Annotated in this window: 29 protein-coding genes and 1 tRNA gene; 29 read left to right on the top strand and 1 reads right to left on the bottom strand. The window is 55.3% G+C overall.

Translation table 11 applies throughout. The features are described 5' to 3' along the window. The first annotated feature begins 98 nt into the window (after positions 1 to 98). Together PU683_RS14990 and PU683_RS14985 are read left to right on the top strand one after the other, a co-directional pair. A tRNA-Trp gene (locus PU683_RS14990) sits at positions 99 to 169 on the top strand. Positions 170 to 293: 124 nt separating this feature from the next. After that, positions 294 to 533, top strand: a complete 240-nt coding sequence (locus PU683_RS14985; protein WP_277172844.1) for a hypothetical protein — start codon at positions 294 to 296, stop codon at positions 531 to 533. Here PU683_RS14985 and PU683_RS14980 read toward each other — a convergent pair. After that, a complete protein-coding gene (locus PU683_RS14980; RefSeq protein WP_277172842.1) occupies positions 530 to 817 on the bottom strand; it encodes a hypothetical protein in 288 nt (95 codons plus the stop codon). The two genes, PU683_RS14985 and PU683_RS14980, sit on opposite strands and share 4 nt — an antisense overlap. Positions 818 to 1,046: 229 nt before the next feature. Between PU683_RS14980 and PU683_RS14975 the strand changes: the two genes are divergently transcribed. The 27 genes from PU683_RS14975 (at position 1,047) to PU683_RS14845 (ending at position 25,714) form a co-directional block, all read left to right on the top strand. Beyond that, a complete protein-coding gene (locus PU683_RS14975; protein ID WP_277172840.1) occupies positions 1,047 to 1,406 on the top strand; it encodes a phage holin, lambda family in 360 nt (119 codons plus the stop codon). Further along, complete coding sequence (locus PU683_RS14970) at positions 1,390 to 1,827, top strand: lysozyme (protein WP_277172838.1); 438 nt, start codon at positions 1,390 to 1,392, stop codon at positions 1,825 to 1,827. Before PU683_RS14975 ends, PU683_RS14970 begins: the two co-directional genes overlap by 17 nt. A gap of 321 nt (positions 1,828 to 2,148) precedes the next feature. Next, a complete protein-coding gene (lysC, locus tag PU683_RS14965; RefSeq protein ID WP_277172836.1) occupies positions 2,149 to 2,445 on the top strand; it encodes an Rz1-like lysis system protein LysC in 297 nt (98 codons plus the stop codon). A gap of 520 nt (positions 2,446 to 2,965) precedes the next feature. Then, positions 2,966 to 3,166 carry a hypothetical protein gene (locus PU683_RS14960; protein ID WP_277172834.1) on the top strand — a complete coding sequence of 67 codons (201 nt, stop codon included), beginning with the start codon at positions 2,966 to 2,968 and terminating at the stop codon, positions 3,164 to 3,166. A gap of 701 nt (positions 3,167 to 3,867) precedes the next feature. After that, positions 3,868 to 5,328, top strand: coding sequence for a glycosyltransferase family 2 protein (locus PU683_RS14955; RefSeq protein ID WP_277172833.1), 1,461 nt, complete (start codon positions 3,868 to 3,870; stop codon positions 5,326 to 5,328). After that, positions 5,310 to 5,900 (top strand): hypothetical protein, encoded by a 591-nt coding sequence (locus PU683_RS14950; protein ID WP_277174300.1) that lies wholly within the window; start codon positions 5,310 to 5,312, stop codon positions 5,898 to 5,900. The genes PU683_RS14955 and PU683_RS14950 overlap by 19 nt, the downstream gene beginning before the upstream one ends. Beyond that, positions 5,900 to 6,250, top strand: a complete 351-nt coding sequence (locus PU683_RS14945; protein ID WP_277172831.1) for an HNH endonuclease — start codon at positions 5,900 to 5,902, stop codon at positions 6,248 to 6,250. Before PU683_RS14950 ends, PU683_RS14945 begins: the two co-directional genes overlap by 1 nt. 165 nt (positions 6,251 to 6,415) lie before the next feature. After that, positions 6,416 to 6,886, top strand: coding sequence for a phage terminase small subunit P27 family (locus tag PU683_RS14940; protein ID WP_277172829.1), 471 nt, complete (start codon positions 6,416 to 6,418; stop codon positions 6,884 to 6,886). Further along, positions 6,883 to 8,613, top strand: a complete 1,731-nt coding sequence (locus tag PU683_RS14935; RefSeq protein WP_277172827.1) for a terminase large subunit — start codon at positions 6,883 to 6,885, stop codon at positions 8,611 to 8,613. The genes PU683_RS14940 and PU683_RS14935 overlap by 4 nt, the downstream gene beginning before the upstream one ends. Next, positions 8,613 to 9,917 carry a phage portal protein gene (locus tag PU683_RS14930; RefSeq protein ID WP_277172825.1) on the top strand — a complete coding sequence of 435 codons (1,305 nt, stop codon included), beginning with the start codon at positions 8,613 to 8,615 and terminating at the stop codon, positions 9,915 to 9,917. Before PU683_RS14935 ends, PU683_RS14930 begins: the two co-directional genes overlap by 1 nt. An 8-nt stretch (positions 9,918 to 9,925) precedes the next feature. Then, positions 9,926 to 10,777, top strand: coding sequence for a head maturation protease, ClpP-related (locus PU683_RS14925; protein ID WP_277172823.1), 852 nt, complete (start codon positions 9,926 to 9,928; stop codon positions 10,775 to 10,777). 9 nt (positions 10,778 to 10,786) lie between these two features. Beyond that, the gene (locus PU683_RS14920; RefSeq protein ID WP_277172821.1) at positions 10,787 to 11,995 is read left to right on the top strand and encodes a phage major capsid protein; all 1,209 of its coding nucleotides are present in this window, start codon (positions 10,787 to 10,789) and stop codon (positions 11,993 to 11,995) included. Positions 11,996 to 12,037: 42 nt separating this feature from the next. Then, positions 12,038 to 12,370: a head-tail connector protein gene (locus PU683_RS14915; RefSeq protein ID WP_277172819.1), complete on the top strand. Its 333-nt coding sequence runs from the start codon at positions 12,038 to 12,040 to the stop codon at positions 12,368 to 12,370. An 8-nt stretch (positions 12,371 to 12,378) separates the two neighbouring features. Then, on the top strand, positions 12,379 to 12,717 hold the full coding sequence (locus PU683_RS14910) for a phage head closure protein (protein ID WP_277172817.1): 339 nt from the start codon (positions 12,379 to 12,381) through the stop codon (positions 12,715 to 12,717). Next, entirely contained in the window at positions 12,714 to 13,160 is a 447-nt protein-coding gene (locus tag PU683_RS14905) for an HK97-gp10 family putative phage morphogenesis protein (RefSeq protein WP_277172815.1), read from the top strand. Before PU683_RS14910 ends, PU683_RS14905 begins: the two co-directional genes overlap by 4 nt. Next, positions 13,157 to 13,504 (top strand): tail completion protein gp17, encoded by a 348-nt coding sequence (gene gp17 / locus PU683_RS14900; protein WP_277172814.1) that lies wholly within the window; start codon positions 13,157 to 13,159, stop codon positions 13,502 to 13,504. Before PU683_RS14905 ends, gp17 begins: the two co-directional genes overlap by 4 nt. A 60-nt stretch (positions 13,505 to 13,564) precedes the next feature. Further along, positions 13,565 to 14,038 carry a phage tail protein gene (locus tag PU683_RS14895; protein WP_277172811.1) on the top strand — a complete coding sequence of 158 codons (474 nt, stop codon included), beginning with the start codon at positions 13,565 to 13,567 and terminating at the stop codon, positions 14,036 to 14,038. A gap of 53 nt (positions 14,039 to 14,091) precedes the next feature. After that, on the top strand, positions 14,092 to 14,481 hold the full coding sequence (locus PU683_RS14890; RefSeq protein WP_277172809.1) for a phage tail assembly chaperone: 390 nt from the start codon (positions 14,092 to 14,094) through the stop codon (positions 14,479 to 14,481). A 23-nt stretch (positions 14,482 to 14,504) separates the two neighbouring features. After that, positions 14,505 to 14,768 (top strand): phage tail assembly protein T, encoded by a 264-nt coding sequence (locus PU683_RS14885; protein WP_277172807.1) that lies wholly within the window; start codon positions 14,505 to 14,507, stop codon positions 14,766 to 14,768. Positions 14,769 to 14,803: 35 nt separating this feature from the next. Then, positions 14,804 to 18,085, top strand: coding sequence for a phage tail tape measure protein (locus PU683_RS14880; protein WP_277172804.1), 3,282 nt, complete (start codon positions 14,804 to 14,806; stop codon positions 18,083 to 18,085). Continuing rightward, positions 18,085 to 18,423, top strand: coding sequence for a phage tail protein (locus PU683_RS14875; RefSeq protein ID WP_277172801.1), 339 nt, complete (start codon positions 18,085 to 18,087; stop codon positions 18,421 to 18,423). The genes PU683_RS14880 and PU683_RS14875 overlap by 1 nt, the downstream gene beginning before the upstream one ends. Beyond that, positions 18,420 to 19,175 (top strand): phage minor tail protein L, encoded by a 756-nt coding sequence (locus PU683_RS14870; RefSeq protein ID WP_277172799.1) that lies wholly within the window; start codon positions 18,420 to 18,422, stop codon positions 19,173 to 19,175. The genes PU683_RS14875 and PU683_RS14870 overlap by 4 nt, the downstream gene beginning before the upstream one ends. 1 nt (position 19,176) lies before the next feature. Continuing rightward, entirely contained in the window at positions 19,177 to 19,887 is a 711-nt protein-coding gene (locus PU683_RS14865; protein ID WP_277172796.1) for a C40 family peptidase, read from the top strand. A 30-nt stretch (positions 19,888 to 19,917) separates the two neighbouring features. Next, positions 19,918 to 20,259, top strand: coding sequence for a hypothetical protein (locus tag PU683_RS14860; RefSeq protein ID WP_277172794.1), 342 nt, complete (start codon positions 19,918 to 19,920; stop codon positions 20,257 to 20,259). 44 nt (positions 20,260 to 20,303) lie between these two features. After that, complete coding sequence (locus tag PU683_RS14855; protein WP_277172791.1) at positions 20,304 to 20,909, top strand: tail assembly protein; 606 nt, start codon at positions 20,304 to 20,306, stop codon at positions 20,907 to 20,909. A 53-nt stretch (positions 20,910 to 20,962) separates the two neighbouring features. Next, positions 20,963 to 24,763, top strand: coding sequence for a TipJ family phage tail tip protein (locus tag PU683_RS14850; protein ID WP_277172788.1), 3,801 nt, complete (start codon positions 20,963 to 20,965; stop codon positions 24,761 to 24,763). Continuing rightward, the gene (locus tag PU683_RS14845) at positions 24,764 to 25,714 is read left to right on the top strand and encodes a DUF6453 family protein (protein WP_277172785.1); all 951 of its coding nucleotides are present in this window, start codon (positions 24,764 to 24,766) and stop codon (positions 25,712 to 25,714) included. Positions 25,715 to 25,760 lie beyond the last annotated feature (46 nt).

The following is a 25,760-nucleotide window of genomic DNA, read 5'->3' as shown; positions in this document are numbered from 1 at the left end:
GTTTTTTGCATTTCAGGGCCGGAAGCTCATTTGGTATGAGCGATCCCCTCATAAGGGAAGGGTAGACAGGTTCGAATCCTTCACGGCCCACCAAATTTAGCCACGACGCCGGGCGAGCGCCGGTCTCCAAAACCGAGTGAAGAAGGTTCGACTCCTTCCGGGGCTGCCAGATTGTGGTGAAAGAACATATAGCATCAAAAATGCTGCCGATAACGGATGGTTGCGTTTAGCGACGCCGTTGAGCGTGAGATGGGCGCACGCCACCACATACCGAAAACTAAAAGGTAACTACCATGAAATTTATGGAATTGTCTTCTGAATCTCGTTCACAGGCTCAAATCGCACTGGGCCAGCTTATTGTGGCGCGCGCTACTTCTGGGCAGTCCGATTGCGAAAATCTTGGTCGTTGCGTGGCCGCCGCGTTTATTGGAATGGAGCGCCACGATAGCGCTCAGGGTGATGAGAAAGTCAAAATTGGTGATGGAGCAGATTCCCATAAGACTGGTCGTTCAGGAAGCAGCAGCAGTCTTTAGTCGTCAGCCTCGAACAGATACCATGCGCAGTTATTAAACTCGCAGATAAATACTGACGCATTCGTCTTCCCGAGTCTGTCTGCATACAATGATATCCTTTTACGCACGCTTTCCAGGTCTTCGTTCCTGTCTGAAATGTAGGTTGCATCGGGTAGCTGATTAAATGTGCCGTCACCTTGCGGAATTTCTCTTATAAAACCCTGTGCCGCCATATGCTTGTGAAGCAACTCATAAGCTTCTTCATCAGCACCATGCAGTTCAACCCTAGCGAGTATGTTTGACATGTCTACCTCATATTTGATGTGGTTACTTTTGGCGATTTAACAATATCAGGATGGGGGTAGCGCTGCCAGACGTATTCTGGCAACTCCTTTCAGAGCTTCGCTATGGCGAGGCTTTTTTATTATCAGGCCACGGGCAATCAACTCCAGATCGCTTTGTCGTTAAATGCAGCCCGATGGCCTGACCCTTTTACTCACGCACAGCACCGACCCCTCAAAGGCGGAGGTGGAGATGAAACGTATGCCGGACAAAGACGCTGGTTTCTGGGCAAGTCTTATCGCCTGGCTATACAGCCACAAAACAGAATGGGGATATGCAGGTGTGGCGGGCATGTTTTCTCTACTGCGCAGCGCCTATGCACAGTCCTCATGGAGTAAGCGTGTTCTCGACGCCGTATCGTGCAGCGCGCTGGCATTCTTCGCAGCGCCAACGCTACAGGTGGTCGGGGGCGTTCTTAACTGGAATGTCCCCGATACAGCCGCTCAGGTTCTTGCGGTGTACATCGGGTATGTCGGCAATGACTACATAAGCGAGAAGCTGCGCGGGTGGATCAGCCGCAGAACGGGAGATAACAGTGAAAATCAGTCCTGATGGTATCGCCCTGATTAAGCGCGAAGAAGGCGAACGCCTGAAAGCGTATCTCGACACCAAAGGCGTTCTGACGATCGGCGTCGGTCATACCGGGCCGGTGGATGGCCGGGCCATCACTCCAGAGCTTTCAATCAGCAAAGAGAAATCAACCGCGTTGCTCCTGGCTGATATCGCCTGGGCTGAGAAAGCTATCAACGCCAGCGTTAAGGTGCCGCTCACCCAGAATCAGTATGACGCGCTATGCAGCCTGGTATTCAATATCGGCAAAAATGCCTTTGAAGATTCCACCGTCCTTAAGCGGCTTAATGCCCACGAATATCACGGTGCGGCCGATGCTTTCCTGATGTGGAAACGCTCCGGTAACGATCCGGAGATTCTCCTGCCGCGCCGCCAGCGTGAAAGAGAGGTGTTTCTGACATGAACCCGATCAACTTCATAAAGAACTATTCGCACATCATCGTTATCGGCCTTATTTGCGTTGCGCTGTGGGGACTGAATGCCCGTAACGCCCAGTTAACAGCCACTAATGAGCGGCTGGAAAAGCTGGCGAACAGCAAAGACGACCAGATTAACGATCTGCGGTCAAAAAATGACGGCCTGGCCGCCAGCGTGGGCGAACTGGTTACCGCCGTCAGGCAGCAGAACCAGGTAATGTCTCAGGTCACTGAACAGCGCGCTGTAACCGCACAGCAGAACCGGAAGCTACAGAATGAAATCAAGCAATACCTTGAAGCTGATAAGTGTGCCCAGTCTCGCGTGCCTGACAATGCTGCTGACCGGCTGCGCGCCGCAGCAAAAGCCGCTGGTGGAGTACCGGACAGTAAGCCAGCCGCAAATCAGCCTGCCGGCAGAGCTGACCTCCCGCATTGATGCACCTGAGCCGCCGGACGGAATGACGTTCGGCGACAGCGTTCAGCTCAGTGCGCAGTTATATGGGCTGGTGGGGCAGTGCAATATCGATCGCGCTGCCATCCGGCAGATTGAAGAGAGCAGACAGAATGTTGCGGGTGGGCTTGAAAAAATGTCCCCTCCGAAATGAAATCCAGCACTTCGGAAGGGAGGGCAAATGCCCTTCATTACAAGTGAGTTGATAATAGTCCTTTAACCCTTTTTGGGTAGAGGCAGTAGTTTATTTTCTTAAACACCATTTAATTGAACGCAACCTTATATTGAATCTACGTTTCAATTTGATTTATGGAAGGTTTTCTCGGGCACTAAAGCATGAAGAACGCCGCAGGATATGCTTCATCCGGGGGCATTGTGTGGATGGAGATGAGCTACCTGAACATAAAAAAAGCCCTCCAGGTGAGGGCTGCAATAAATACATGCTTGATTTGAACGGTCAAATCTCATTGCTTCGACGAGCTCATCCTTGAGCTACCTCTGAGTGGGTAGGAGCCACAGTGAGGAGATTTAACTGTTGCACACAATTCCCAAACAACAAGCGTAACTAAAGGCTATTAAGAAAAATCTTACCTCGCCAGTAAATCTGTTAGCTCATGAACTGCCAGTGTTTGTGTAGTCTCCTATAATTTCCCGATATTACTACGGAGGCAACTATGACGTTCTTCATTGTCTGGGAAGCATACACACGCGACTGGCAACTGATGCAGAAGGGCTCACGCTTCATGAGCACTGACGATCCTGACATCATTGATGTTGATCTGGCTGAATATGTGGCAGACATGGCAAAAGCGCTTGGTATTGAGGAAAAGTACTTCGTCATTACCTCCATACAGCAAATATGCGTGCTGAAATAAAGGGCACGCTATTATAGGAAGTATCGCTACAGTGACAAAGCAGCTTGGCTATTTGCAGGAATACGTCAGGGATAAGTGCCTGAGATAGATGCAAAGAAGGGAATGGGAAAAATTGCCCCCTTACGAGGGCAACAGGAGTGAAATCATTTATGACTACTTATCGTTTTAACTCAGTCATGCTCATCCCTGAGCTTTCCCCGGTGTGGGTAGGAGCCACATTAAGGAAATTTAACTTTTGCACATAATTGCTAATCAACAAGCGTAAGCGGTAAGTATTAAGAGTAATCCCAGGATTGCTTTCTGAATACAAACACCTCAGTGAACAATCGGACTGATGATTGCAGGTCTATATCAGGAAGAAGTGCCTGAAATCATTCGCCTGCAATATTGATAAGCCCATTTAGTTGCAGACTGGATTGCGCTGACTAAGAGCAGGACTACGACATCACTAACAATATGTTGAAGCATGAAACCTCCGTTTCGCGTTTAGTTGCTTTAGGGGTGCACATTTGACTGGCATCCCTTTCTTACTAATCGCTAGTGATGCTTAACGAGATTTATTACAGATACATCTGCAGAACCAATCCCTTCGCGCCTCGCATGCGCTAAACAATCGAGAGTCTTTCAGTCGTGAGCGTTGGGAAAGCTGCTTTCTCGGGCGGCTGTCCTATGCGACAGGCTCACATCTAAAAGGAAGCTTTATGCAGGTCACTATCGATGGTGTCCCGTACGCGCCTGTCTGCACTCCGGCCACCAGCCGTATCGGCATAGCCATCTCTACGCACAATCGCTCTGCTGTTCTAAGCAAGGCGCTGGAGCATCATCTTCGACATTTACCTGTCGGCGCGCTGGTGGTCGTCATTGATGATGGTTCACAGCCACCAGCGGTAGTGCCCGACGGTGTGAAGTTAATCCAGCACGAAAAATCTCTTGGCATTGTGGCCTCGAAGAACGCCAGCCTTGCCGCGCTTTGTGCTGCTGGGTGTGAGCATCTCTTCCTGTGGGACGATGACGCCTGGCCGATCGCTGATAGATGGTGGCTGCCTTACATTGAATCACCCGAGACACATCTGGCTTATCAGTTTCTCGATCTGGCTGGCGCGCGCAAGCTGAACGATATCGCGGTGCTGTATCGCGACGATCAGCATATCGCCTACACCGGCCAGCGCGGCGTGATGCTCTATTACCACCGCAGCGCGATTGAGCGTGTCGGCGGCTTCGACCCGATTTATGGTCGCGGCATGTATGAGCACAGCGATCTCGCCCTGCGCATCCACAATGCCGGACTAACGTCGTGGGCGTTCGCTGATGTGGTCGGCTCTGCAAAGCTGATCCACTCCCTCGATGAGCATGAGCTGGTGGAGCGTTCGGTACCACGTCCGGACAGGGAAGAGCAGGTGAAGCGGAATGTGCGTATTCACAACGAGCGGCGCGACACCGGTTATACCGGCTACGCCCCATATCGACCGCAACGTAATGTTGTGATCACCACGCTGCTGACCAGTGAGCCTGACCCGCAGCGCGGTGCCAGAATGACAGCCTCACCTGACCTGCTGGCGAAGTGGGCCGGTTCGTTGCGCGGTTGCGGACGGATTGTGCTGGCTGATGAGCTGGCAACCGCACCGGCTGATGTTGAACGGTGTCGCGTTCCCGCGGTGAAGATGAACGTTTACTTTCGGCGCTGGCTGCATATCTGGCAGCACCTGCGCGATCACCCTGAATATCATCTGGTCTGGTGCACTGACGGTACCGATGTCGAAATGCTTCGCGAGCCATGGGCAGATATGGTGCCGGGCATGGTGTATGTCGGATCTGAACCAAAGACATATGCCGATGCGTGGGCGCGCCAGCACCACCCTGAGCGCATCTATCAGGCCTTCCTCGATGAGCATCGCAACGATGTGATGCTTAATGCCGGGCTGCTTGGCGGGTTGCGTGCTGACGTGATGGACTTTGCGCACGGCATAGTGCGGCTGTATTACCTGCTGGAGTGTCATCGTTTCTGGAAGACGGAGAAAGCACCGGCAGCGGTCGGCGATATGCTGGCGTTTGGCATTGTGGCTCAACGCTTTGGCGATCGCATCGTGACCGGGCCGCAGGTTCATACCATTTTCAAATCTGACGGCATCGGTAAGGAGTGCGCCTGGTGGAAACACAAGTGAGCTTTGTAGTGGTCGGGCACCATGCCCGGCGAGAGCAGGCCGAAAGGCTGGCTGACTATCTTGGCGCTCACCTGCTGATGGATGAGCACGACAGAGGTGCCAACTGGAATCACCGTCGCGCGCTGGAGTGGGCAGCAGTGCAATCAGATCGTGTGGTCGTGCTGGAGGATGACGCGATGCCGGTAGCGGGGTTTGGGGAAAAGGTTGCTCTCTGGCTGTCCCTCTTCCCTGAAGAAATGCTGAGCTTTTATCTCGGTACCGGTCGCCCGCCACAATATCAGATGCTGATTGCCGAGCGGCTGATAGTGGCTGACAAGGCGCGGGCCGATTACATCGCGCTACCAAAGCTCATTCACGGTGTGTGCTACAGCGTGCCTTCCTCTCATATCTCCAGAGTGCTGGCGCACTGGGACAGCGGCAAGCCTGCTGATTACGCCGTGGGCGATGCGTGGGGTTGCGCGGTCATTTATCCATGCTGGTCACTTGTGGATCACGCAGATGGCGAACCCGTTGAGCAGCACCCTGATGCAGTACCGCGCACTGAACGCCGACGAGCATGGAGGATTGCCTGATGCCAGCAGCAATACCGCGCGCATGCCGTAAAAGGGGTTGCGCTGGTACCACCACTGACCGCTCAGGTTATTGCGAGCAGCACCGCTATGAGGGCTGGCAGCAGCACCAGCGTGGCCAGAGCCGCCACCAGCGCGGTTACGGCAGGAAATGGGACGTGCTCAGGGCTGAAGTGCTGGCACGCGACAAGCACCTCTGCCAGAACCACAAACGCAACGGCGAGATCGCTGCGGCAAAGACTGTGGATCACATCATAGCCAAAGCGAATGGCGGCACCGACGACCCTTCGAACCTCGAAGCGCTTTGCTGGCCCTGCCACAGGGCGAAAACGGCTCGGGAAAGATGCAAGTGAGGATCGATATCATTAAATGGTTTCATTTGAAATGATTTCATTTGCAATGAAAATGATTCTCATCTGCATGGGGGCGGGTGAAAAGTTCAGGGCCTTGCCCTCACGGGACCGCCGCCTCAGTCAGATTTTCACACCCGCGAAATATAAAATTTAACTGGAGTGTCTATGGCTGGAGCGACGGGCCGATCCGGACGCCGCGCCAAGCCGACCGCCCGGAAGTTGCTGGCCGGTAATCCGGGTAAGCGCGCCCTCAATAAAGAAGAGCCTTCCTTCACCCCGATCACCGGCGTTGACCCGCCGGAATGGCTCAGCGAAGACGCTGCGACAATGTGGAAAATGGTCTCTGAGGAGCTGTGCGCGCAGGCGGTTTTATGCGCGACAGATTTACACAACCTCGAAATGTTTTGTGTGGCCTATGCCAACGCCCGCGCTGCGCAGAGTCACGTTGCTGACAACGGTATAACCGTGACCGGCGCAATGGGCGGTGTGATCAAAAACCCGGCGTTGACGGTACTAAACGAAGCGATGCGGCAAATGGCATCCTTCGGCGGCATGCTCGGGCTGGACCCCAGCAGCAGGCAGCGGCTGATGGGCGCAAACAAAAAACAGTCTGATAACCCATTCAAAAACCTATGACCCGTAAATCCTATCCGAACGTGAACGCCGCAAATCAGTACGCCCGCGACATCGTGCGGGCAAGGACTGTGGCCTGCAGGTATGTGGTTGATGCGTGCCAGCGTCATCTTGATGATCTGGCGAAAGAGAAAACAAAGAAATTCCGGTACCGCTTTGACAAGGATCTGGCTGAAAAGGCAGCCAAGTTTATCCAGCTGCTACCCCACACAAAGGGGGAATGGGCATTTAAGCGGATGCCGATCACGCTGGAGCCATGGCAGCTTTTTATCGTGTGCTGTGCATTCGGCTGGGTACAGAAGGGGACCAAGCTTCGCCGGTTCCGTGAGGTGTACACCGAGATCCCCCGTAAAAACGGCAAGTCGGCGATTTCCGCTGGTGTGGCGCTTTACTGCTTCACCTGTGACGACGAGTTTGGTGCTGAGGTCTATTCCGGTGCCACGACAGAAAAGCAGGCCTGGGAGGTTTTCCGCCCGGCCCGACTGATGTGTAAACGCACTCCTGCGCTGTGTGATGCCTTTGGCGTTGAGGTAAACGCGTCGAACATGAACCGGCCAGAGGACGGCGCCCGTTTTGAACCCCTGATAGGCAATCCCGGTGACGGTTCGTCGCCAAGCTGCGCGGTAGTTGATGAATACCATGAGCATGATACCGATGCGCTCTATACCACGATGCTGACCGGTATGGGTGCACGGCGCCAGCCCCTGATGTGGGCAATCACCACGGCGGGCTACAACATCGAGGGACCATGCTACGACAAGCGTCGGGAAGTGATCGAGATGCTTAACGGCACGGTACCGAACGAAGAGCTTTTCGGCGTGATCTACACCGTTGACGAAGGCGATGACTGGACCGACCCGGCGGTACTCCGCAAGGCAAACCCCAACATGGGGATCTCGGTGTACAGCGATTTCCTTCTGAGCCAGCAGAAGAGGGCGATGAACAACGCCAGGCAGGCCAACGTATTCAAGACAAAGCACCTGAATATATGGGTTTCAGCCCGCGCAGCTTTCTTCAACCTCGTCAGCTGGCGCAACTGTGAGGATGAAACGCTCTCGCTCGAGCAGTTTGAGGGGCAGCCCTGTTATCTGTCTTTTGACCTTGCGCGTAAGCTCGATATGAACAGCATGGTGAGGATTTTCACCCGCGACATTGACGGTAAACGGCATTATTACTGCGTGGCGCCACGCTTCTGGGTGCCATACGACACGGTTTACAGCACCGATACGGATCAGCAGCGTACCGCTGAACGATTCCAGAAGTGGGTGAACAGCGGTCACCTGCAGTTAACGGATGGCGCAGAGATCGACTACCGGGTGATCCTTGAGGAGGCGAAAGCAGTCAACCGCCAGAACCCCGTGGAAGAGTCCGCAATAGATCCACATGGCGCCACAAACCTTTCACATCATCTGGCCGATGAAGGTCTGAGCCCGATAACGATTGTGCAGAACTACACCAACATGTCAGACCCAATGAAGGAGCTCGAGGCGGCGATAGAGGCCGGGCGCTTCCATCATGATGGTCACCCGATCCTCACCTGGTGTATTTCCAATGTCGTGGGTAAACACCTGCCTGGTAATGATGATGTTGTGCGCCCCATTAAGGAGCACAGCGAAAACAAAATAGACGGGGCAACTGCCCTGATTATGAATATCGGTCGCGCCATGCTGCCTGATACGCGGCAGGATCTGAGTGGCTTCTTCGATAACCCCATCATGGTAGGTTTCTGATGAATAAAAATAAGCAGCCGGGCAGGGTGAAAAGCGCTCTGCTTAACTGGCTGGGTGTGCCCATCAGCCTGACCACCGGAACGTTCTGGGAGGAATGGTTTGGTACCAGCAGCAGCGGCCAGGTAGTGACTGCTGACAAAGCCATGCGGCTTTCAGCGGTATGGGCCTGCGTCAGGCTGCTTAGCGAGTCTGTTTCTACCCTGCCGCTTAAGATTTACGAGCGGCAGGCGGACGGTTCCCGCAAAGCTGCAACGAACCATCCGGCCTATTCCGTACTTTGCCGCCGGCCAAATGCAGAAATGACGCCATCGCGCTTCATGCTGATGGTGGTCGCCAGCATCTGCCTGCGCGGTAATGCCTTCGTCGAAAAGAAGTACATCGGGCAGAAGCTGGTATCGCTGGTGCCTTTATTGCCACAGAACATGGTGGTTAAGCGTCTCGACAGCGGTGCGCTGGAATACACCTATACCGAGAACAAAGCAAAGCGCGTCATTCCGGTAAAAAACATCATGCATATCCGGGGATTCGGCCTCGACGGGGTTTGCGGGATGATGCCCATGATGACCGGTCGCGATGTGATTGGTGCGGCGCTGGCGGTGGAGCAGTCGGCCGCAAAAATCTTCGAAAATGGCATTCAGAGCTCGGGGTTTCTCACTTCCGATACAGCGCTCAATGACGATCAGCGCGCGCGTCTGCGCAGCTATATGCAGGCGTTCACCAGCTCGAAAAACGCCGGAAAAATCATGGTGCTTGAGGGCGGCATGAAGTACCAGGGTGTCACGATGAACCCTGAAGACGCGCAGATGCTGGAAAGCCGCTCATTCAGTATTGAAGAGATCTGCCGCTGGTTTCGCGTCCCGCCGTTTATGGTCGGGCACGCCGACAAACAGAGCAGCTGGGCATCCAGCGTCGAAGGCATGAACCTGCAGTTTCTGACCAACACGCTGCGCCCGCTGCTGGTGAATATTGAGCAGGAGATTTCACGCTGTCTCCTGGACAGTGATGATGAGCTTTTCGCCGAATTCTCTGTAGAAGGCCTGTTGCGCGCCGACAGCGCGGGGCGTTCCGCCTACTACACCACAGCGCTGCAGAATGGCTGGATGTCCCGCAATGACGTGCGCCGGCTTGAAAACCTGCCACCGATTGAGGGCGGTGAAATTTACACAGTCCAGCTGAACCTGACGCCGCTTGATCAGCTGCGTGAGAACAACGTCGGGGCGCAGGCCAGCAACATCATGAAGCTTCACGCCTTCCTTTTCCCGGATATTCCACCGGAGCAGTCACCGCTTAAAAAAGCGGCTTAGGAGAACCAATGAAGAAGATGAGCACTCTTCCGGCGGCGCCGGAGGGGCGGATTTCTGCGTCCGGAAAACGCGATCTGCCTGCAGCCGCTATTGAACGCTGGGACGGCAGCATTCGCGCTGCGGCGCAGCCGGGTGAGAACACTATCACCATCTTCGATGTGATCGGAGAGGACTGGTGGGGGGACGGCGTGAGCGCTAACCGGATTGCAGCAGCGCTCCGCTCGCTTGGCGGCGAGGATGTGACAGTCCACATCAACTCGCCTGGCGGGGATATGTTCGAAGGTCTCGCCATTTATAACCTTTTCCGTGAATACCAGGGGAAAGTCACCGTGAAAGTGCTGGGCCTCGCAGCGTCAGCTGCATCCATCATCGCAATGGCGGGAGATGAGGTCCAGATAGGCCGCGGCGCGTTTCTTATGATCCACAACGCCTGGATCATGGCCGCCGGAAACCGGAATGATTTCCGGGAATACGCTGACTACCTGGAGCCGTTCGATAAGGCAATGGCCGACATCTATGCCGCGCGTTCCGGCATGCCAGTCGAAGAAATTCAGTCGCTGATGGACAAGGAGTCCTTTATCGGCGGCAGCGACTCAGTGACCAGAGGCCTGGCCGACGCGCTGCTCTCCTCCGATGAAATTACCAGCGATGAAGAAAGCCCTGCAGCGGCTATCCGCAAAATTGATGCTTTTCTGGCAAAGGGCGGCATGCCCCGCTCTGAGCGACGGAAGCACCTGAAAGCTTTGGGCAGCATGCCGGGCGCTGCTGCCGAAGAAAACGACAAGCCGGGCGCTGTCGATGAAGTAAGCCCTGAAGTACTTAACTCCCTCAAATCTGCGCTGGCATCGCTCGGCGAATAAGGAAAAAGCATGTCTCAAGTAAACGAACTCCTGCAGAAGGTAACGGCCAAACTGGAAGAGGTGTCCTCTGATTTCAGCAAGAAGGCGGAATCAGCGCTCAGCGAAGCCCGCAATTCAGGCACGCTGTCTGCTAAAACCAAAGAATCGGTAGATAAAATCGCGCTCGAGCACAACGTGCTCAACGAATCCCTGAAAACGCTGAAAGCGTCAGTTGGCGAGCTGGAGCAGCACGTTGCCAGCATGCCGCTAAACGCGGCGAAAGAGGCCATTCAGTCTGTTGGCCAGCAGCTGGTGTCGGCGGAAGTGATGAAGGACATCCGCTCAAGCATGGAAGGCGGCAAGCGCCTGAGCGTGCCGGTTCAGGCGGCGATCACCACCGTTGACGTTCCGGGGCAAATTATCGCGCCGACGCGTCTGCCTGGTATCGATCAGACGCCGAAACAGCGTCTTTTCATTCGTGATCTGATTGCACCGGGTCGCACCCAGTCGAACACCATCTACTACGTGAAGCAGACGGGCTTCACCAACAACGCCGCCGTTGTGCCGGAAAACACCACCAAGCCTTACAGCGATATCCAGTTCGCTGAAGAGACGACGCCGGTTCGCACCATCGCCCACATGTTCAAGGCATCCAAGCAGATCCTGGATGACTTTGCACAGCTGCAGTCAACGGTGGACGCGGAAATGCGTTACGGCCTCAAGTACGTCGAAGAGCAGGAAATTTTGTTCGGCGACGGTACCGGCGCGCACCTGAAGGGGATTATCCCGCAGGCGGTTGCGTTTAACCCGGCGTTTGCGGTGGAAAAACAGTCCGGTATCGATGTGCTCCGTCTGGCAATGCTGCAGGCGCAGCTGGCGCGCTTCCCGGCGTCCGGCCACGTCCTGCACTTTACCGACTGGGCACGCATTGAGCTGACCAAAGACGAGCTGGGCCGCTATATCCTGGCGAATCCGGCGCAGCTCACCACCCCGACACTGTGGGGCCTGCCCGTGGTTGCGACTGAAGCTGTTCAGTTCCTGGGTAAATTCCTGACCGGCGCATTTAACTCCGGCGCGCAGTTGTTCGATCGCGAAGATGCCAACGTTGTGATCTCTACCGAGAACGCCGACGACTTCGAAAAGAACATGATCTCCATTCGCTGCGAAGAGCGCGTGGCGCTGGCGGTATACCGTCCGGAAGCGTTCGTGTTCGGTGCCCTGACGGGGGCGGGCAGCTAAACACCACAGCGGCCTGCGGGCCGCTATTTCTGAGGCTAAACCATGGCGTTTCTTGAACCGTCCTTAGTCCGGAGCCATTGCCGTATCGATGATGATTTTACAGGTGACGACAACCTGCTTGAAATCTACACCGGCGCGGCGGCGCGCTACGTTGAAACCTGGACGCGGCGAAAGCTTTACAAAACCAATGATGAGCCGGGCTTTGCTGATGATGAAGATCGCCTGCTTCTCAATGACGATGTGCGCACGGCGATGCTGCTGCTTATCGGGCACTGGTACGCCAACCGGGAGGCGGTGGTAAGCGGTAATGCGCCGGCTGAATTGCCGCTGGCTGTCGAGGCTTTGCTGCAGCCTTACCGTATTTATGGTGTGTAGGAGGCCAAATGCAGGCGGGAAGGCTTAATCAGCGCGTCCGGATCATGAATTTCACTTCCACCCGGACACCATCCGGTCAGCCACAGAAAACGTGGCATGATGGCCGTGAGATTTTTGCCGAGATAAAGGGGATCAGCGGTCGGGAACTCATTTCCTCCAGCGCTGAGCTTGCGGAAGCTACTATCCGCGTATGGGTGCGGTTTCGCAGTGACATTACATCAGCGTCGAAACTCAAAGTGCTGACTGGTCCGTATAAAGGGCAGTTCCTCGACGTGACCGGCCCGCCGGTTGCTGATTCAAAAGGTACTCAGCTCGAAATTCTCTGCAAACAGGGGGTAAAGCCATGATCGACACACGCCTTGATTTCTCCGGCCTGCTTGATTTGTCGGACGACCTCAACGCCCTGAGCAAAGCGGAAAACCGCAAGGTTATGCGCGATGCCACTCGCGCGGCGGCAACGATTTTTAAGGATGAAGCTGTGAAGCAAGCGCCGGTTCGCACCGGCAAACTGAAGAAAAATATCGTTGTGATGACGCAGCGCGATCGCAACGGCAATATTTCATCTGGTGTGCACATCCGCGGAACGAACCCGCGCACCGGCGGCAGTGACACCACAATGAAAGCCAGCAATCCCCGGAATGCGTTTTACTGGCGATTTCTTGAACTTGGTACATCGACTCAGGCACCTGTGCCATTTGTACGGCCCGCTTACGATGCCCGACAGGAAGACGCGACCACAGCCGCTTTTGCTGAAGCGAACCGCGCCATTGACAGGGTGCTTTCGAAATGACTGAAGCTGATGTGTACGCGCTGATCGGCGCGCTGGCTGACGGGCAGGTTTATCCCGGCGTGGTGCCTCTCAACAGCGAGGGGGAACCGGCTGTCGCGCCGCCGTGGATCACATTCACGCTGGTGGATCAGGTTTATGGCGATACACTCTGTGGCCCGGCGGAGGAAGACACAGCCCTGCAGGTCGATGTTTATGCGTCCTCGGTGGATGACGCCCGCGCGCTGCGTGAGCAGGCGATCGCCGCACTGATGCCGCTGCGCTTCACCCGGATGACCAAAACTGGCGGTTATGAGCCAGAGACGGGCCTGCGCCGCGCAACGCTTGAAGTTCAGATCCTTCAGTAATCATACCCCACTCAACCATCCTGACCGCCGAGAGGCGGTTTTTTTATGCCTGGAGCAACCATGACCAGCAAGTATGAAGTAACGAAAGGCACGCAGATTGGCATTTCTGATGCTCCTGTCAGTGCCGCAGATTTTCAGTCGTCCGGCTTCCCCGGCGTCGGTGTAAGTTTTCTTGTGGCAGAGTGCGCCACCAAAGAAATCAGTTTTACCGGTGGGCAAAAGGGCGACATCGATGTCACCACGCTTTGCTCGCTTGAGCAGGAGCAGACCAACGGTCTGGCCGCACCGGCAGAAATGACCATCAGCCGTAACTGGGTCGGCGATGAAGAGGCACAGCTGGCTCTGCAGACTGCTTACGATAACGATGAACTGCGCGCACTGCGGGTAATTTTCCCGTCCGGCAACGGCTTTTACATGCTGGTTGAAGTTCGCCAGAGCTCCTGGTCTGCAGCGACGTCTGCCGTCGTGAGCGCGACCTATTCGCTGCGCGTGCGTGGTAAGCCGAAACGCATTGTCGCTAACCCCGGTTCCTGATCTGAAGCGGCTCCGGCCGCTTTCTTTTTCCCTTCCACGCCTGAGAAAAAATAATGAGCAACCCGAAAAAATCCCTGCGCGACCTGGCGCTGACTGCGGCGACCGCCTTTCGTACCAAAACCGTATCTGTCCCTGAATGGAATGGCGCAAGCGTAACGCTGCGCGAACCGTCCGGCGAAGCCTGGCTGACGTTCCGCGAATTTCTGGACGCCACGCCGGATGGCGATGATGAAACCCCGCCATCCCCGACGCAGAAATTCCTGCGTAATAAAGAGGCTGATGTGATCCTCTTTCTTGATGTCCTGCTTGATGAATCCGGCGCGCGCGTTTTCAGCGACACCGATCGCGCCACAGTAAGTGAAATTTATGGCCCGGTACATGCCCGCCTGCTGCGTCAGGCAATTGAGCTGGGTATGACGCAGGATGTGGCCGAAAAAAAGTAAAGGAGCCGCTGACGTTCTTCCTGATGTCGCTGGCGCTCCGGCTGGGGCGCACACTCCATGAGTTAGGCCAGACCATCACCGCCCGCGAACTGAAAATGTGGATTGCCTACGATCGCATCAGTCCAATAGGAGACTGGCGGGCTGATGCGCAGGCGGCGCAAATCGCCGTGGCCACGCTCAATGCGCAGGGTGGTAAATACGAAATCAAGGATGTGATATTGCGGTTTGGTGATCAGGCGGAAGCCGAAGAGGTCAGCGAACTTGAAGAATGGATGTCCAGTCTCTGATACCCGCCAAGCGCGGGCTTTTTAATGGGTGAAACATGGCAACCCTGCGCGAACTTATAATCAAAATTTCGGCAAACTCCCAGTCATTTCAGTCTGAGATTTCCCGCGCATCACGCATGGGGGCCGATTATTACAAAACGATGGAGAGCGGCGGCAAGAAAGCCGCTGCGGCCACCCGTGAAACCCAGCGCTCTGTCGCTGCGCTCAATAATGAGCTGGCGACAATTAAATCCACCGCCGCTGGCGTGGCAGGTGCGTTTGCCGGTGCGTTCGCGACCAGCGAGTTAATTCGCTACGCAGACACCTGGAACCAGTTATCCGGGCGCCTGCGCCTTGCCAGTACAGGGGCTGACGACTTCGCGGACTCTCAGCGATCGCTGATGGATATAAGCCAGCGTACGGGCACCTCTTTTGAGGCCAATGCGAATCTCTACTCACGTATTGCATCTGCGCTGCGCGATGCAGGGTATGCCTCAGCTGACGTGGCTAAGGTAACTGAAACCGTCGCGACGTCCCTGAAGCTCTCTGGCGCAAGTACGGAAGAAGCCAGCTCCGTTATCACTCAGCTGAGTCAGGCGCTCGGCTCTGGTGTACTGCGTGGGGAAGAATTCAACGCGATCATGGAGAACGGCGGCCGGCTTGCCAAACTGCTGGCGACCGGGCTCGGTACCACCGTCGGCGGCCTGCGCAACATGGCGAACAACGGTGAGCTGACGACGGATAAAATCATTCCGTTGCTGACCAACGTTGAACTGCTGCGCAAGGAGTTTGACACACTTCCGGCCAGCATCAGTGGATCGGCGCAGAAGGTGGATAACGCCTTCATGGCCTGGGTGGGCGGGGCGAACAATGCTGTCGGTGCGTCTTCCGCGCTGTCGGGCATTCTCGATGGACTGGCAGCAAACATTGATACCGTTGCCAATACAGCTGGCGCACTGGTCGGGATCGGGCTGGCGCGCTTCTTCGGCAATATGGTCGGCAGTGTTGCCGGCGCGACAACGGAGATCGTGAAAAACACTGCGGCAGAAGTGGCGCAGGCGCAGGCGCAGGTGCGCGGTGCACAGGTCAGCGTGGCAGCAGCACGGCAGGCTGTTTACCGTGCGCAGCAGGCCAGGGCGTCTGCGGTGTCAATTGAAGCGCAGATCATCGCTGAGCGTAAACTCGCTGCTGCCCAGGCCGGACTGAATAACGCTGTTTCAGCCCGCAGCAGCGCGTTCAACAACCTGACTAACAGCGCCTCGCTGATGTCCCGCCTGGGTTCCGGCGTGCTCAGTGTGCTGGGCGGCTGGCCGGGGCTGATTATTGGCGCCGGTGCGGCGATGTATGGGCTTTATGAGCATACGCAGCAGGTGCATAAGGAAGCGGTCGCCTTTGCTGATAACCTCGATGACATCAACAGCAAGCTGCAGAAAATGTCTGTGGCCGGTCTGCGTTCGACAGCTGTTGATGCCACTTCATCTCTCGCCGCTCAAAAGAAAGACCTGGCGGATCTGGATGAACAGATCCGGAAGGTCAAAGACAGCCAGAAGAATCTCGCGAACATTCAGGCCAGTTATGACAAATCGCCGCGGCTGACCTACCTGAATACCTTCATGGATCAGGCAGATATCACCGAGCAGAATATCGAGCTGACCGGGCGTTTAAACAAGCTTGAATATGAACGTGAGCAGGTGGCATCAAAGATTGAAGGCACGCAGAAACTGGTTAATCAGGCCAGCGATCTTGCCACGCAAAAAGCCATTGAGCAGGCGGGCGCAGTTTCCATCCTTAAGGGCGCTTACGAACTACTTAACAGCACAATGGCGGTCACGCCGACGGCGACGCCAAAGTTTGTTTCACCTGTCATTGATACTTCTAAGCTGACACCCCAGCAGCAGTCCGCACTTCAGAGAGCCTCCCGCGCTAATGTGCTGGAGGGGATGGACGGGCTTCAGAAATCACATCAGCAGACGCTCTATGAGGCTCAGGATCTTGGGCTGGTGGGCGCAGCGTATACCAAATATGTCGCCGACATGGATGCGGCTGACCGTAAGGCTAAAGAGCTCGCCGACACCAAGAAAGCCAGTACCAAAGCGACGCAGGAGCAGAGTAAAGCGGAGAGAGAAGCAGCTTCGCTCGCGGAGCAGTATGGCCGAAAAATGGCTGATCTTTCTGTAGCGCTTGAGGTTCAGAAAGTCAGAGCTACAGAGGGCGAGAAGGCCGCGGATTTGTATGCCGCGGCTAATCAGGCGGGTGTGAAGTGGACTGATGAGCAGCGAAAAGCGATTCGCGCCTCTGCTGCTGAGCTGGCGCGCTGGACACAGCGGGCTGACGATAATGTTAAAAAGCAGCGTGAGCAGGCCGACGCGCTGAAAGACCTGACCGAAGCCGCGCGTAAGTTCCGGGACGAAACGGAACTCACTACGGCAACTGCCGGGCTCAGCGATCGCCAGCGGCAGCGGTTTGATGAAACGCAGCAGATTTACAGGGTATTTGCAAAAACAGATGGCGGCATTGCTGCTGTTTCGGCCCGTACTGCGGCGCTGGATGCGCTCGATAAAAAATACAAAGCCCTGGCTGCATCAGAGGCTGACTGGCGAATTGGCGTTTCGAAGGGATACAACAACTGGTTTGATGAAATGACCAACATCGCCGGTACCGTTTCTGATGGTGTCAGGTCATCACTTGATGGCGCATTCAGTAATGTGACCTCCATGCTTGAAGGGAATAAGGTTTCCTGGAAGTCGTGGGGGATCTCTGTCCTGCAAATCATCGAAAAAGTCGCCCTGCAAATGGCTGCTGTTAATGCCATAGGCAGCGCTTCTTCCTCGTCAGGTCTCATCGGTTCTCTGGTGGGGGGCGTAGCAAGCTTTTTCGGCGGCGGGGCGGCCTCGGCCTCTGCGGGGGCTACGGCAACACAGTCTTTCGCGGTGCCTTCTTTCCGGCCGAACGCTCTCGGCGGCGTTTACGATTCCCCCTCTCTCAGCGCATACAGCGGTGGGGTCTACAGCACTCCGCAGTTTTTTGCGTTCGCGCAGGGGGCGGGCGTTTTCGGTGAAGCAGGGCCGGAAGCCATCATGCCACTCACGCGCGCATCGGATGGTTCTCTCGGCGTGCGCGCCGTCGGTTCAGGTGTGAACAATGTTTCGGCAACGGGGGCCGCACCGCAGGTGAATGTCTATATAACGGACAGCGGGAACAGGAGCTCGGCGGCGCCGGGTTACGAACAGCTTGGGCGGGATGCGGGTGCGTATATCGATCGCCGCTACCGGGAGCTTCTCGGACGTGACCTGGCACCGGGGGGCAATATCTGGAATCTGGCTAAAGGTAATCGCTGATGGATACTGAAGAGTTTACGTGGTGTCCGCGCATCAACGCTGAGCAGGAGGTGACCTTTCGCACCCGCTCAGCGCAGTTTGGCGACGGTTATAAGCAGGTCTCGGGTGACGGAATTAACACCCGTTCGCAAAAATGGACGCTGGAATTCACAGGGGATAAAGAATACATCGCTGCAATAAAAGCTTTTCTGGATCGCCACCAGGGAACCCGGTCTTTTTCCTGGCGCCCGCCGCTCGAGCCGCTCGGGTTATACCGGTGCAATACCTATACCCCGACGGCTCTGGGTGCCGGAAAACACAGTCTCTCCGCAACTTTTGAACAGGCGTTCGCACCATGAGCTTAAACAGCGATTACCAGAAGCTGGAACCCGGCGATGAAGTCAGGCTTTTTGAGGTGGATGGCACGGCATTTGGTACAGGCGAGGTGCTCCGGTTCCACAGCTACAGCCTCGCGCACACTGAAGTGGAAATTACTGCTGCTGGCGGGGATGAAAATAAGCTGCCCGCAAAATCGATCTGGTGGCAGGGAGAAGAGTATAAAGCGTGGCCCTGTAAGATAGAGGGTATTGAGGCTTCTACGAGCGGAAGCAGCGCGCAGCCTAAATTATCTGTGGCGAACCTCGACAGCTCAATCACAGCTCTGTGTCTGGCGTATGACGACATGCTGCAGGCGAAGGTGATTATTCACGATACCCTGGGCAAATATCTCGATGCCAGAAACTTCGCTGAAGGAAACCCGTCAGCCGATCCGACACAGGAAAAGCTGAAGGTTTTCTATATTGATGCAAAGAGTAGCGAAACCAATGAGGTGGTCGAATTTACGCTCTCGAGCCCGATGGATCTGCAGGGGCTGATGATACCGACGCGCCAGCTCCATTCTCTGTGTACCTGGTGCATCCGGAATAAGTACCGCACCGGCGACGGTTGTGACTATGCCGGAACCCGCTATTTCGATAAAAACAACAATCCCGTCAGCGATCCGTCGCTGGATGAGTGCAACGGTACGCTGACGGCTTGCAAACTGCGGTTCGGTGAAAATAACGAGCTCTCGTTTGGTGGCTTCCCGGGCACGTCGTTGATCAGGAGCTGACATGCGTCAGAAAACCATTGATGCCATTCTGGCACATGCCGCCAGTGAATATCCGCGCGAGTGCTGCGGCGTGGTGGCGCAGAAGAGCCGTGTTGAGCGTTATTTTCCGTGCCGGAATCTTGCCGCGGCGCCGGAGGACAATTTTGTCCTCTGCCCCGAAGACTATGCAACTGCTGAGGACTGGGGAACGGTGATCGCCATCGTTCACAGTCACCCTGACGCAACGACGCAACCAAGCGAACTGGATAAAGCGCAATGCGATGCAACGCTTTTACCCTGGCATATTGTGAGCTGGCCGGAGGGGGATTTACGCACCATTCAGCCGCGCGGAGAACTGCCGCTGCTTGAGCGTCCGTTTGTGCTTGGTCACTTCGACTGCTGGGGGCTGGTAATGAGTTATTTCCGGCAAACGCATAGTATCGAGCTCCACGATTACCGGGTGGATTATCCCTGGTGGGAAAACGACTATCCGGACAACTTCTATCAGGATTGCTGGTATGAGTGCGGTTTCCGTGAATTCGACGGGCCACCGAAACCCGGCGATATGGTGATCATGCAGGTCCAGGCTGATAAGTGGAATCACGCGGGGATACTGCTGGAAGGAAACATGCTGCTTCACCATCTGTACGGTCACCTGAGCCAGCGAGTGCCCTATGGCGGCTACTGGCAGGAAAGAACGATGAAGATTCTACGTTATAAATCTCTGTGCTAACCTTCCTCTTACTTCTGAAGGGGAATCGATATGAAAAAACTATTGTTTGCTTTAGCTATTTTTGGAATAGCTGGCTGTTCAAGCATGCAGGATCTTAGAAAAGAGCCTCCATCTAATACATATCAGTCAAAAAAGCAGATAGATGCTGTTGCTGAATGCATACTTACTGGATGGCAGGAGCAAAGTCAAAAATATGGAAGCGTTTATATTCAGCCACATGATGGTGGTAAAACTATATTCACCCAATCTCAACTTGAGATGGCGGATTTGAAACCGGAAGGTGAAGTTACAAATATAGAATTCCGTCATCAGGGTGGGCTTTTTAATTATCGAATTGACAGTAGAATCAAGGCAATAGAGCGCTGTATATAACCAATAGTTAACCCGCGATAAAGCGGGTTTTTTATGGTGAAACTATGACAGAAGTAATGACAACAATTGAGCTTGGTGGCGTGTTAGGTAAGACCTTTGGGAAAAAGCATCAACGACTTATAACTCGAACTGGTGAGGCAGCGATTGCTCTCAGCAAAACCTTGCCCGGCTTTGAGAGTTTTATGATCAGTAGTAAACGCCGGGGGCTAACTTTTGCCGTATTTAAAGGGAAAAGGAATATAGCTGTGGATGAGATGGGCTTTCCGTCTGAAGGCAATGTAGTAAAGATTATTCCTGTAATCATCGGCAGTAAGCGGGCAGGGCTTTTACAAACCATTTTAGGAGCAGTTTTGATTACTGCTGCTGTCTTTGTTTCTGGAGGCATTGGTGCTGCGTTTACTGCTGGTGGCTTAACGGGTTTCGCTGCAGCTACTGGCGTATCGTTGGCTATCGGTGGGGTTATCCAGCTTCTTTCCCCTCAGCCAAAAGGTTTAGCCAGTAAACAGAGCGCTGAAAACCGCGCTTCATACGCTTTCGGAGGCGTTACGAACACTGCGGCGCAGGGCTATCCCGTGCCCCTTCTCTATGGACGGCGCCGGATAGGCGGGGCGGTTATTTCCGCCGGAATTTACGTCGAAGACCAGCAGTAAAAATAAACCTTTCATTCTGGTCACCCTCCGGTGGCTTTTTTTATGGGCGCTATATGGCACACGCTACCGTAATCAGAGGCCGCAAGGGCGGCGGTTCTAAATCACGCACGCCTACCGAACAGCCAGACGATCTTCAGTCTGTCGCCAAGGCGAAAATCCTGATCGCGCTGGGAGAGGGTGAGTTCTCAGGCCAGTTAACCGGCAAGGACATTTATCTTGATGGTACCGCGATTGAAAACGCTGACGGCTCTCAGAACTTCAGCGGTGTCATGTGGGAGTTTCGTCCGGGTACACAGGCGCAGAATCACATTCAGGGAATTCCCGGTACCGAGAACGAAATCAACGTCGGGACCGAAGTCTCCAGCGCAGTAGCCTGGACTCGCACGTTTACCAATACCCAGTTGTCAGCCGTTCGCCTGCGCCTGAAGTGGCCCTCGCTTTTTAAACAGGAGGACGACGGCGATCTGGTCGGTTACTCAGTAAATTATGCGATTGACCTGCAGACCGATGGCGGCACATGGCAGACAGTACTTAATACCAGCGTGACCGGTAAAACCACGTCCGGTTACGAGCGCAGCCACCGCATCGATTTACCTCAGGCAGGTAGTACCTGGACAATTCGCCTCCGCAAAATCACCCCTGATGCGAACAGCGCAAAGATCGGCGATACGATGACGCTGCAGAGCTTTACTGAAGTGATTGACGCAAAGCTGCGCTATCCAAATACCGCGCTGCTGTACATCGAATTTGACTCCAGCCAGTTCAACGGCTCTATCCCGCAGATTTCCTGCGAGCCGCGCGGGCGAGTGATCCGCGTACCAGATACCTATGATCCGGAAACACGCTCTTATAACGGCATCTGGCAGGGTGCTTTCAAATGGGCATGGACAGATAATCCCGCGTGGATTTTTTATGATCTGGTTGTGACCGATCGCTTTGGCCTGGGTCAACGGCTTACAGCGGCGAACATCGATAAATGGACGCTGTACCAGATTGCCCAGTATTGCGATCAGCAGGTTCCAGACGGAAAGGGCGGGAGTGGTACTGAGCCCCGCTACACCTGTAATGTTTACATCCAGGACCGAAATGAGGCCTATACGGTTCTGCGTGACTTTGCCGCCATATTCAGAGGTATGACCTACTGGGGCGGTGATCAGATCGTTGCGCTAGCTGACATGCCGCGTGATGTGGATTACAGCTATACCCGAGCCAACGTAGTGGGCGGACGGTTTGCGTATTCGAGCAGCACAACGAAAAGCCGCTACACCACAGCGTTGGTTTCATGGTCAGATCCTGGCAACGCCTACGCAGACGCGATGGAACCGGTATTTGAGCAGGCACTGGTTGCGCGGTACGGCTTCAATCAGCTGGAAATGACAGCCATCGGTTGCACCCGTCAATCAGAAGCGAACCGAAAGGGGCGCTGGGGTATTCTCACCAATAACAAAGATCGCGTAGTTTCGTTCGACGTTGGTCTAGACGGTAACATCCCGCAACCTGGCTACATCATCGCCGTGGCTGATGAAATGCTGTCTGGCAAGGTTATGGGTGGGCGCATTAGCGCCGTCAACGGCAGGGTTATCACTCTGGATCGTAAACCAGATGCCGTCGCCGGCGGCCGTCTTATCCTGAATTTACCTTCCGGGGCTTCTCAGATCCGTACCATTCAGTCGGTCAACGCAAATCAAGTTACAGTCACGACGGCTTATAGCGAAACGCCAGAACCTGAGGCTGTCTGGGTTGTTGAGTCTGACGAACTTTACGCGCAGCAGTATCGTGTTGTCAGTGTGTTCGATAACGATGATGGCACTTTCTCAATTTCTGGTGCCTGGCACGATCCGGATAAATATGCCCGCATCGATACCGGAGCGGTCATTGACCAGCGGCCAGTGAGCGTCATCCCTCCTGGTAACCAGACACCGCCGGCTAACATCGTGATCAGCTCCTTCTCGGTGGTTCAGCAAAATATCAGCGTGGAAACCATGCGCGTGAGCTGGGACCAGGCGCAGAACGCTATCGCCTACGAGGCTCAGTGGCGCCGTAACGACGGGAACTGGGTTAACGTGCCGCGCAGCTCCACCACGTCATTCGACGTGCCGGGTATCTATGCCGGTCGCTATCTGGTGCGTGTTCGTGCCATCAATGCCGCCGAAATTTCCTCCGGGTGGGGCTATTCAGAAGAGAAAACGCTCACCGGGAAAGTGGGCAGTCCGCCGAAGCCGGTGGGTTTTACCGCCTCGGAAACTGTTGTGTTTGGTGTCGAGCTGAACTGGGGATTCCCGGCGAACACGGACGACACGCTGAAAACGGAGATCCAGTACAGCCTGATCGGCAGCGATGACGATGCCATGCTGCTGGCCGACGTGCCTTACCCGCTGCGCAAGTATCAGCAGATGGGGCTCAAGGCAGGTCAGGTTTTATGGTACCGCGCGCAGCTGGTGGACCGGACCGGTAACGAGTCCGGGTATACCAGCTGGGTACGCGGCCAGTCCAGCTCCGATGTGACCGATATTACAGAGGCCGTGCTCGCGCAGATCAAGGATACGGAGCTTTTCAAAGACCTCATCGAGAACGCTGTGGACAGCAGTGCGAAGGTTGCGGAGCTGGCCGAGGCAGTGAAGCAGAACGCCGACGGCCTGGCTGCGGCAGCAGGCGCAACACGCCAGACTGCAGAGGCCATTATCGGCAATGCGCTGGCGATCGCGGATGTTGTTGTCCGGCAGTCAGCCCAGCAGGGCGCTAACTCGGCGCGGTTCGAACAACTGCGCGAGGTTATCGCCACCGAAACCGAAGCGCGCGTTACTGATGTGATCCGCCTGGAGGCAAAGACAGATCAGAACGCCGCAGGCATTACCGAAGTGCGCCAGGCGCTGGCAAAAGAAACCGAGGCACGGGCGACAGCTGTCGATCAGCTTACCGCGCAGACGGAAGAGAACAAGGCCAGTGTCACGGAGCTGACGCAGACCGTGACGGATCTGGACTCATCCACTGCGTCTCGCTTTGATGAGATTTCTGCAGAGATAGCGGGCATAGATGGCAGCGATATCAGAGGGGGAATACAGAGCAATTCCATTGCGCTTATCACCAACACGCTGGCGCAGGTCAGTCAGTCCACCCGAATGAGCGTGCAGTACGGTGCTAACGCCGCAGGTATCAAGCGCGTTGACAACGTGATGGCGGACGCCAGCCAGGCCGTTGCCGAATCGCTCAGGGTGCTGGATGCCAGCGCGGGCGGCGGCACGGCAAATGTCACTGACTTTGCGAAAACGATGGCGGATTTTTCGCAGGTCTCCGCGACCAGAATCAACTCCCTGTCAGTGACGGTAAACGGTCAGCAGGCGGCAATCGTCCAGAATGCTCAGGTTTCGGCCGACATTAACAACAACCTTTCTGCGATGTACAGCATCAAGGTAGGGGTGGATGCCAATGGCCGTCAGTACGCCGCGGGCATGGGGCTCGGGGTGCAGAACACCCCGGCGGGCATGCAGTCGCAGGTGCTCTTTGTGGCGGATCGTTTCGCCGTGATGTCGCAGGCAGGCGGAACGGTGAGCCTGCCGTTTGTTATCCAGAACGGGCAGACGTTCATCAACGATGCCTTCTTCAGGGATGCCAGCATTCAGTTCGGTAAAATCACCGATTCACTGAAGTCGGACAACTATGCCGCCGGCGCGGCGGGATGGAATCTACCTAAAAGCGGAAATGCCGAGTTCAACCAGGTAACCGTTCGCGGCGCAATTTACGCCACTAACGGTAATTTCAACCTCACGGGGCCGGGAAATGCGACCGTTATTAACGGGCTTGGCGTCACGGTTAACCTTGCAAATGGCGGTCTTATAAGGCTGGGGAGCTGGTAAATGCCGTCAGGCTTACTGATTGATTTTAACGACGGGTACCGGATGGAAATTACGGCGGGGCTGCGGGCCCCGTTTTTCTGTCGGGCGACGACTCAGGGCTATTGGGGAAAATCTGTGCCGATAGACGGGTATGACAGCGGGGACATAGCTGTTTTCATCCCGACCGAAAGCGTCAGGATTTTTGATTTTGGCACCGCGCTTTTTCCCTACACCCAACGGCTGGTTTCTGTGACGCAAAACGGCGGGACACTGACGATGAATTCTCAGGGAGACAGGGAGGGGGCATCTGACACCTACCAGTGGCCCGGCCAGGTATGGCGAATCACACCCGCAAGCCAGTCAGGAAACAGCGGCCTGCTGATTTCTGACTCCACAGATTTTACTGCCCTGACCACGAACGGGAATCTTGGTAGCTGCACCTGGTACGGTACGGTAACCATCAACGGGGAATGGACGCCGCCTGTTACCGGGATAGTTTTCGCTTCGTGGGACAGCCCGACTGCAGTGCTGGAGAATATCGGCGGAACACTATATTGCTCGTCTGATTCAGGTGCCTACGAAGATATACCCGCCCCGGTTACCGCACGCATCGCGATATTTTCCAATGACGCACCTGTCCCGGGGCCGGGCCTGACTTTCATCAACCCTCAGGGGCAGTGCACCTTCTCAACGACCCGGAAGCCCTTCGTTATCAAGAGTTTCTTTACACCCACTCTTGTCTGGCAGGCGGTCGGGGGCATGGTTCCTGTAGGTCGTTATGGATGGGAGGTCAGGAGAGCCGAAAACTCAACGTCCTGGAATGTCGGGCGCGGTCGTGGGCTGATGATGAGCGGGGGAAGTGTCAAAGGCGGCCGGGGGCGCGTTGTTACACGAAACGAACGGCAAAAATGGGATTTTGACAGCAGCGGGATGAGCGCGATCAGTCTGCCGGTTATTCCCTCCATGTATTAATTAATTCACTAAACCGCTTAGGCGGTTTTTTTATATCCGGAGCAGC

It is taken from the genome of Candidatus Kosakonia sp. 282A-S69 (genome assembly GCF_029433855.1).
Classification (GTDB): domain Bacteria; phylum Pseudomonadota; class Gammaproteobacteria; order Enterobacterales; family Enterobacteriaceae; genus Kosakonia; species Kosakonia cowanii_A.
The sequence above is the reverse complement of the archived record's forward strand: the minus strand, read 5'-3'. Positions and strand labels throughout refer to the sequence as shown.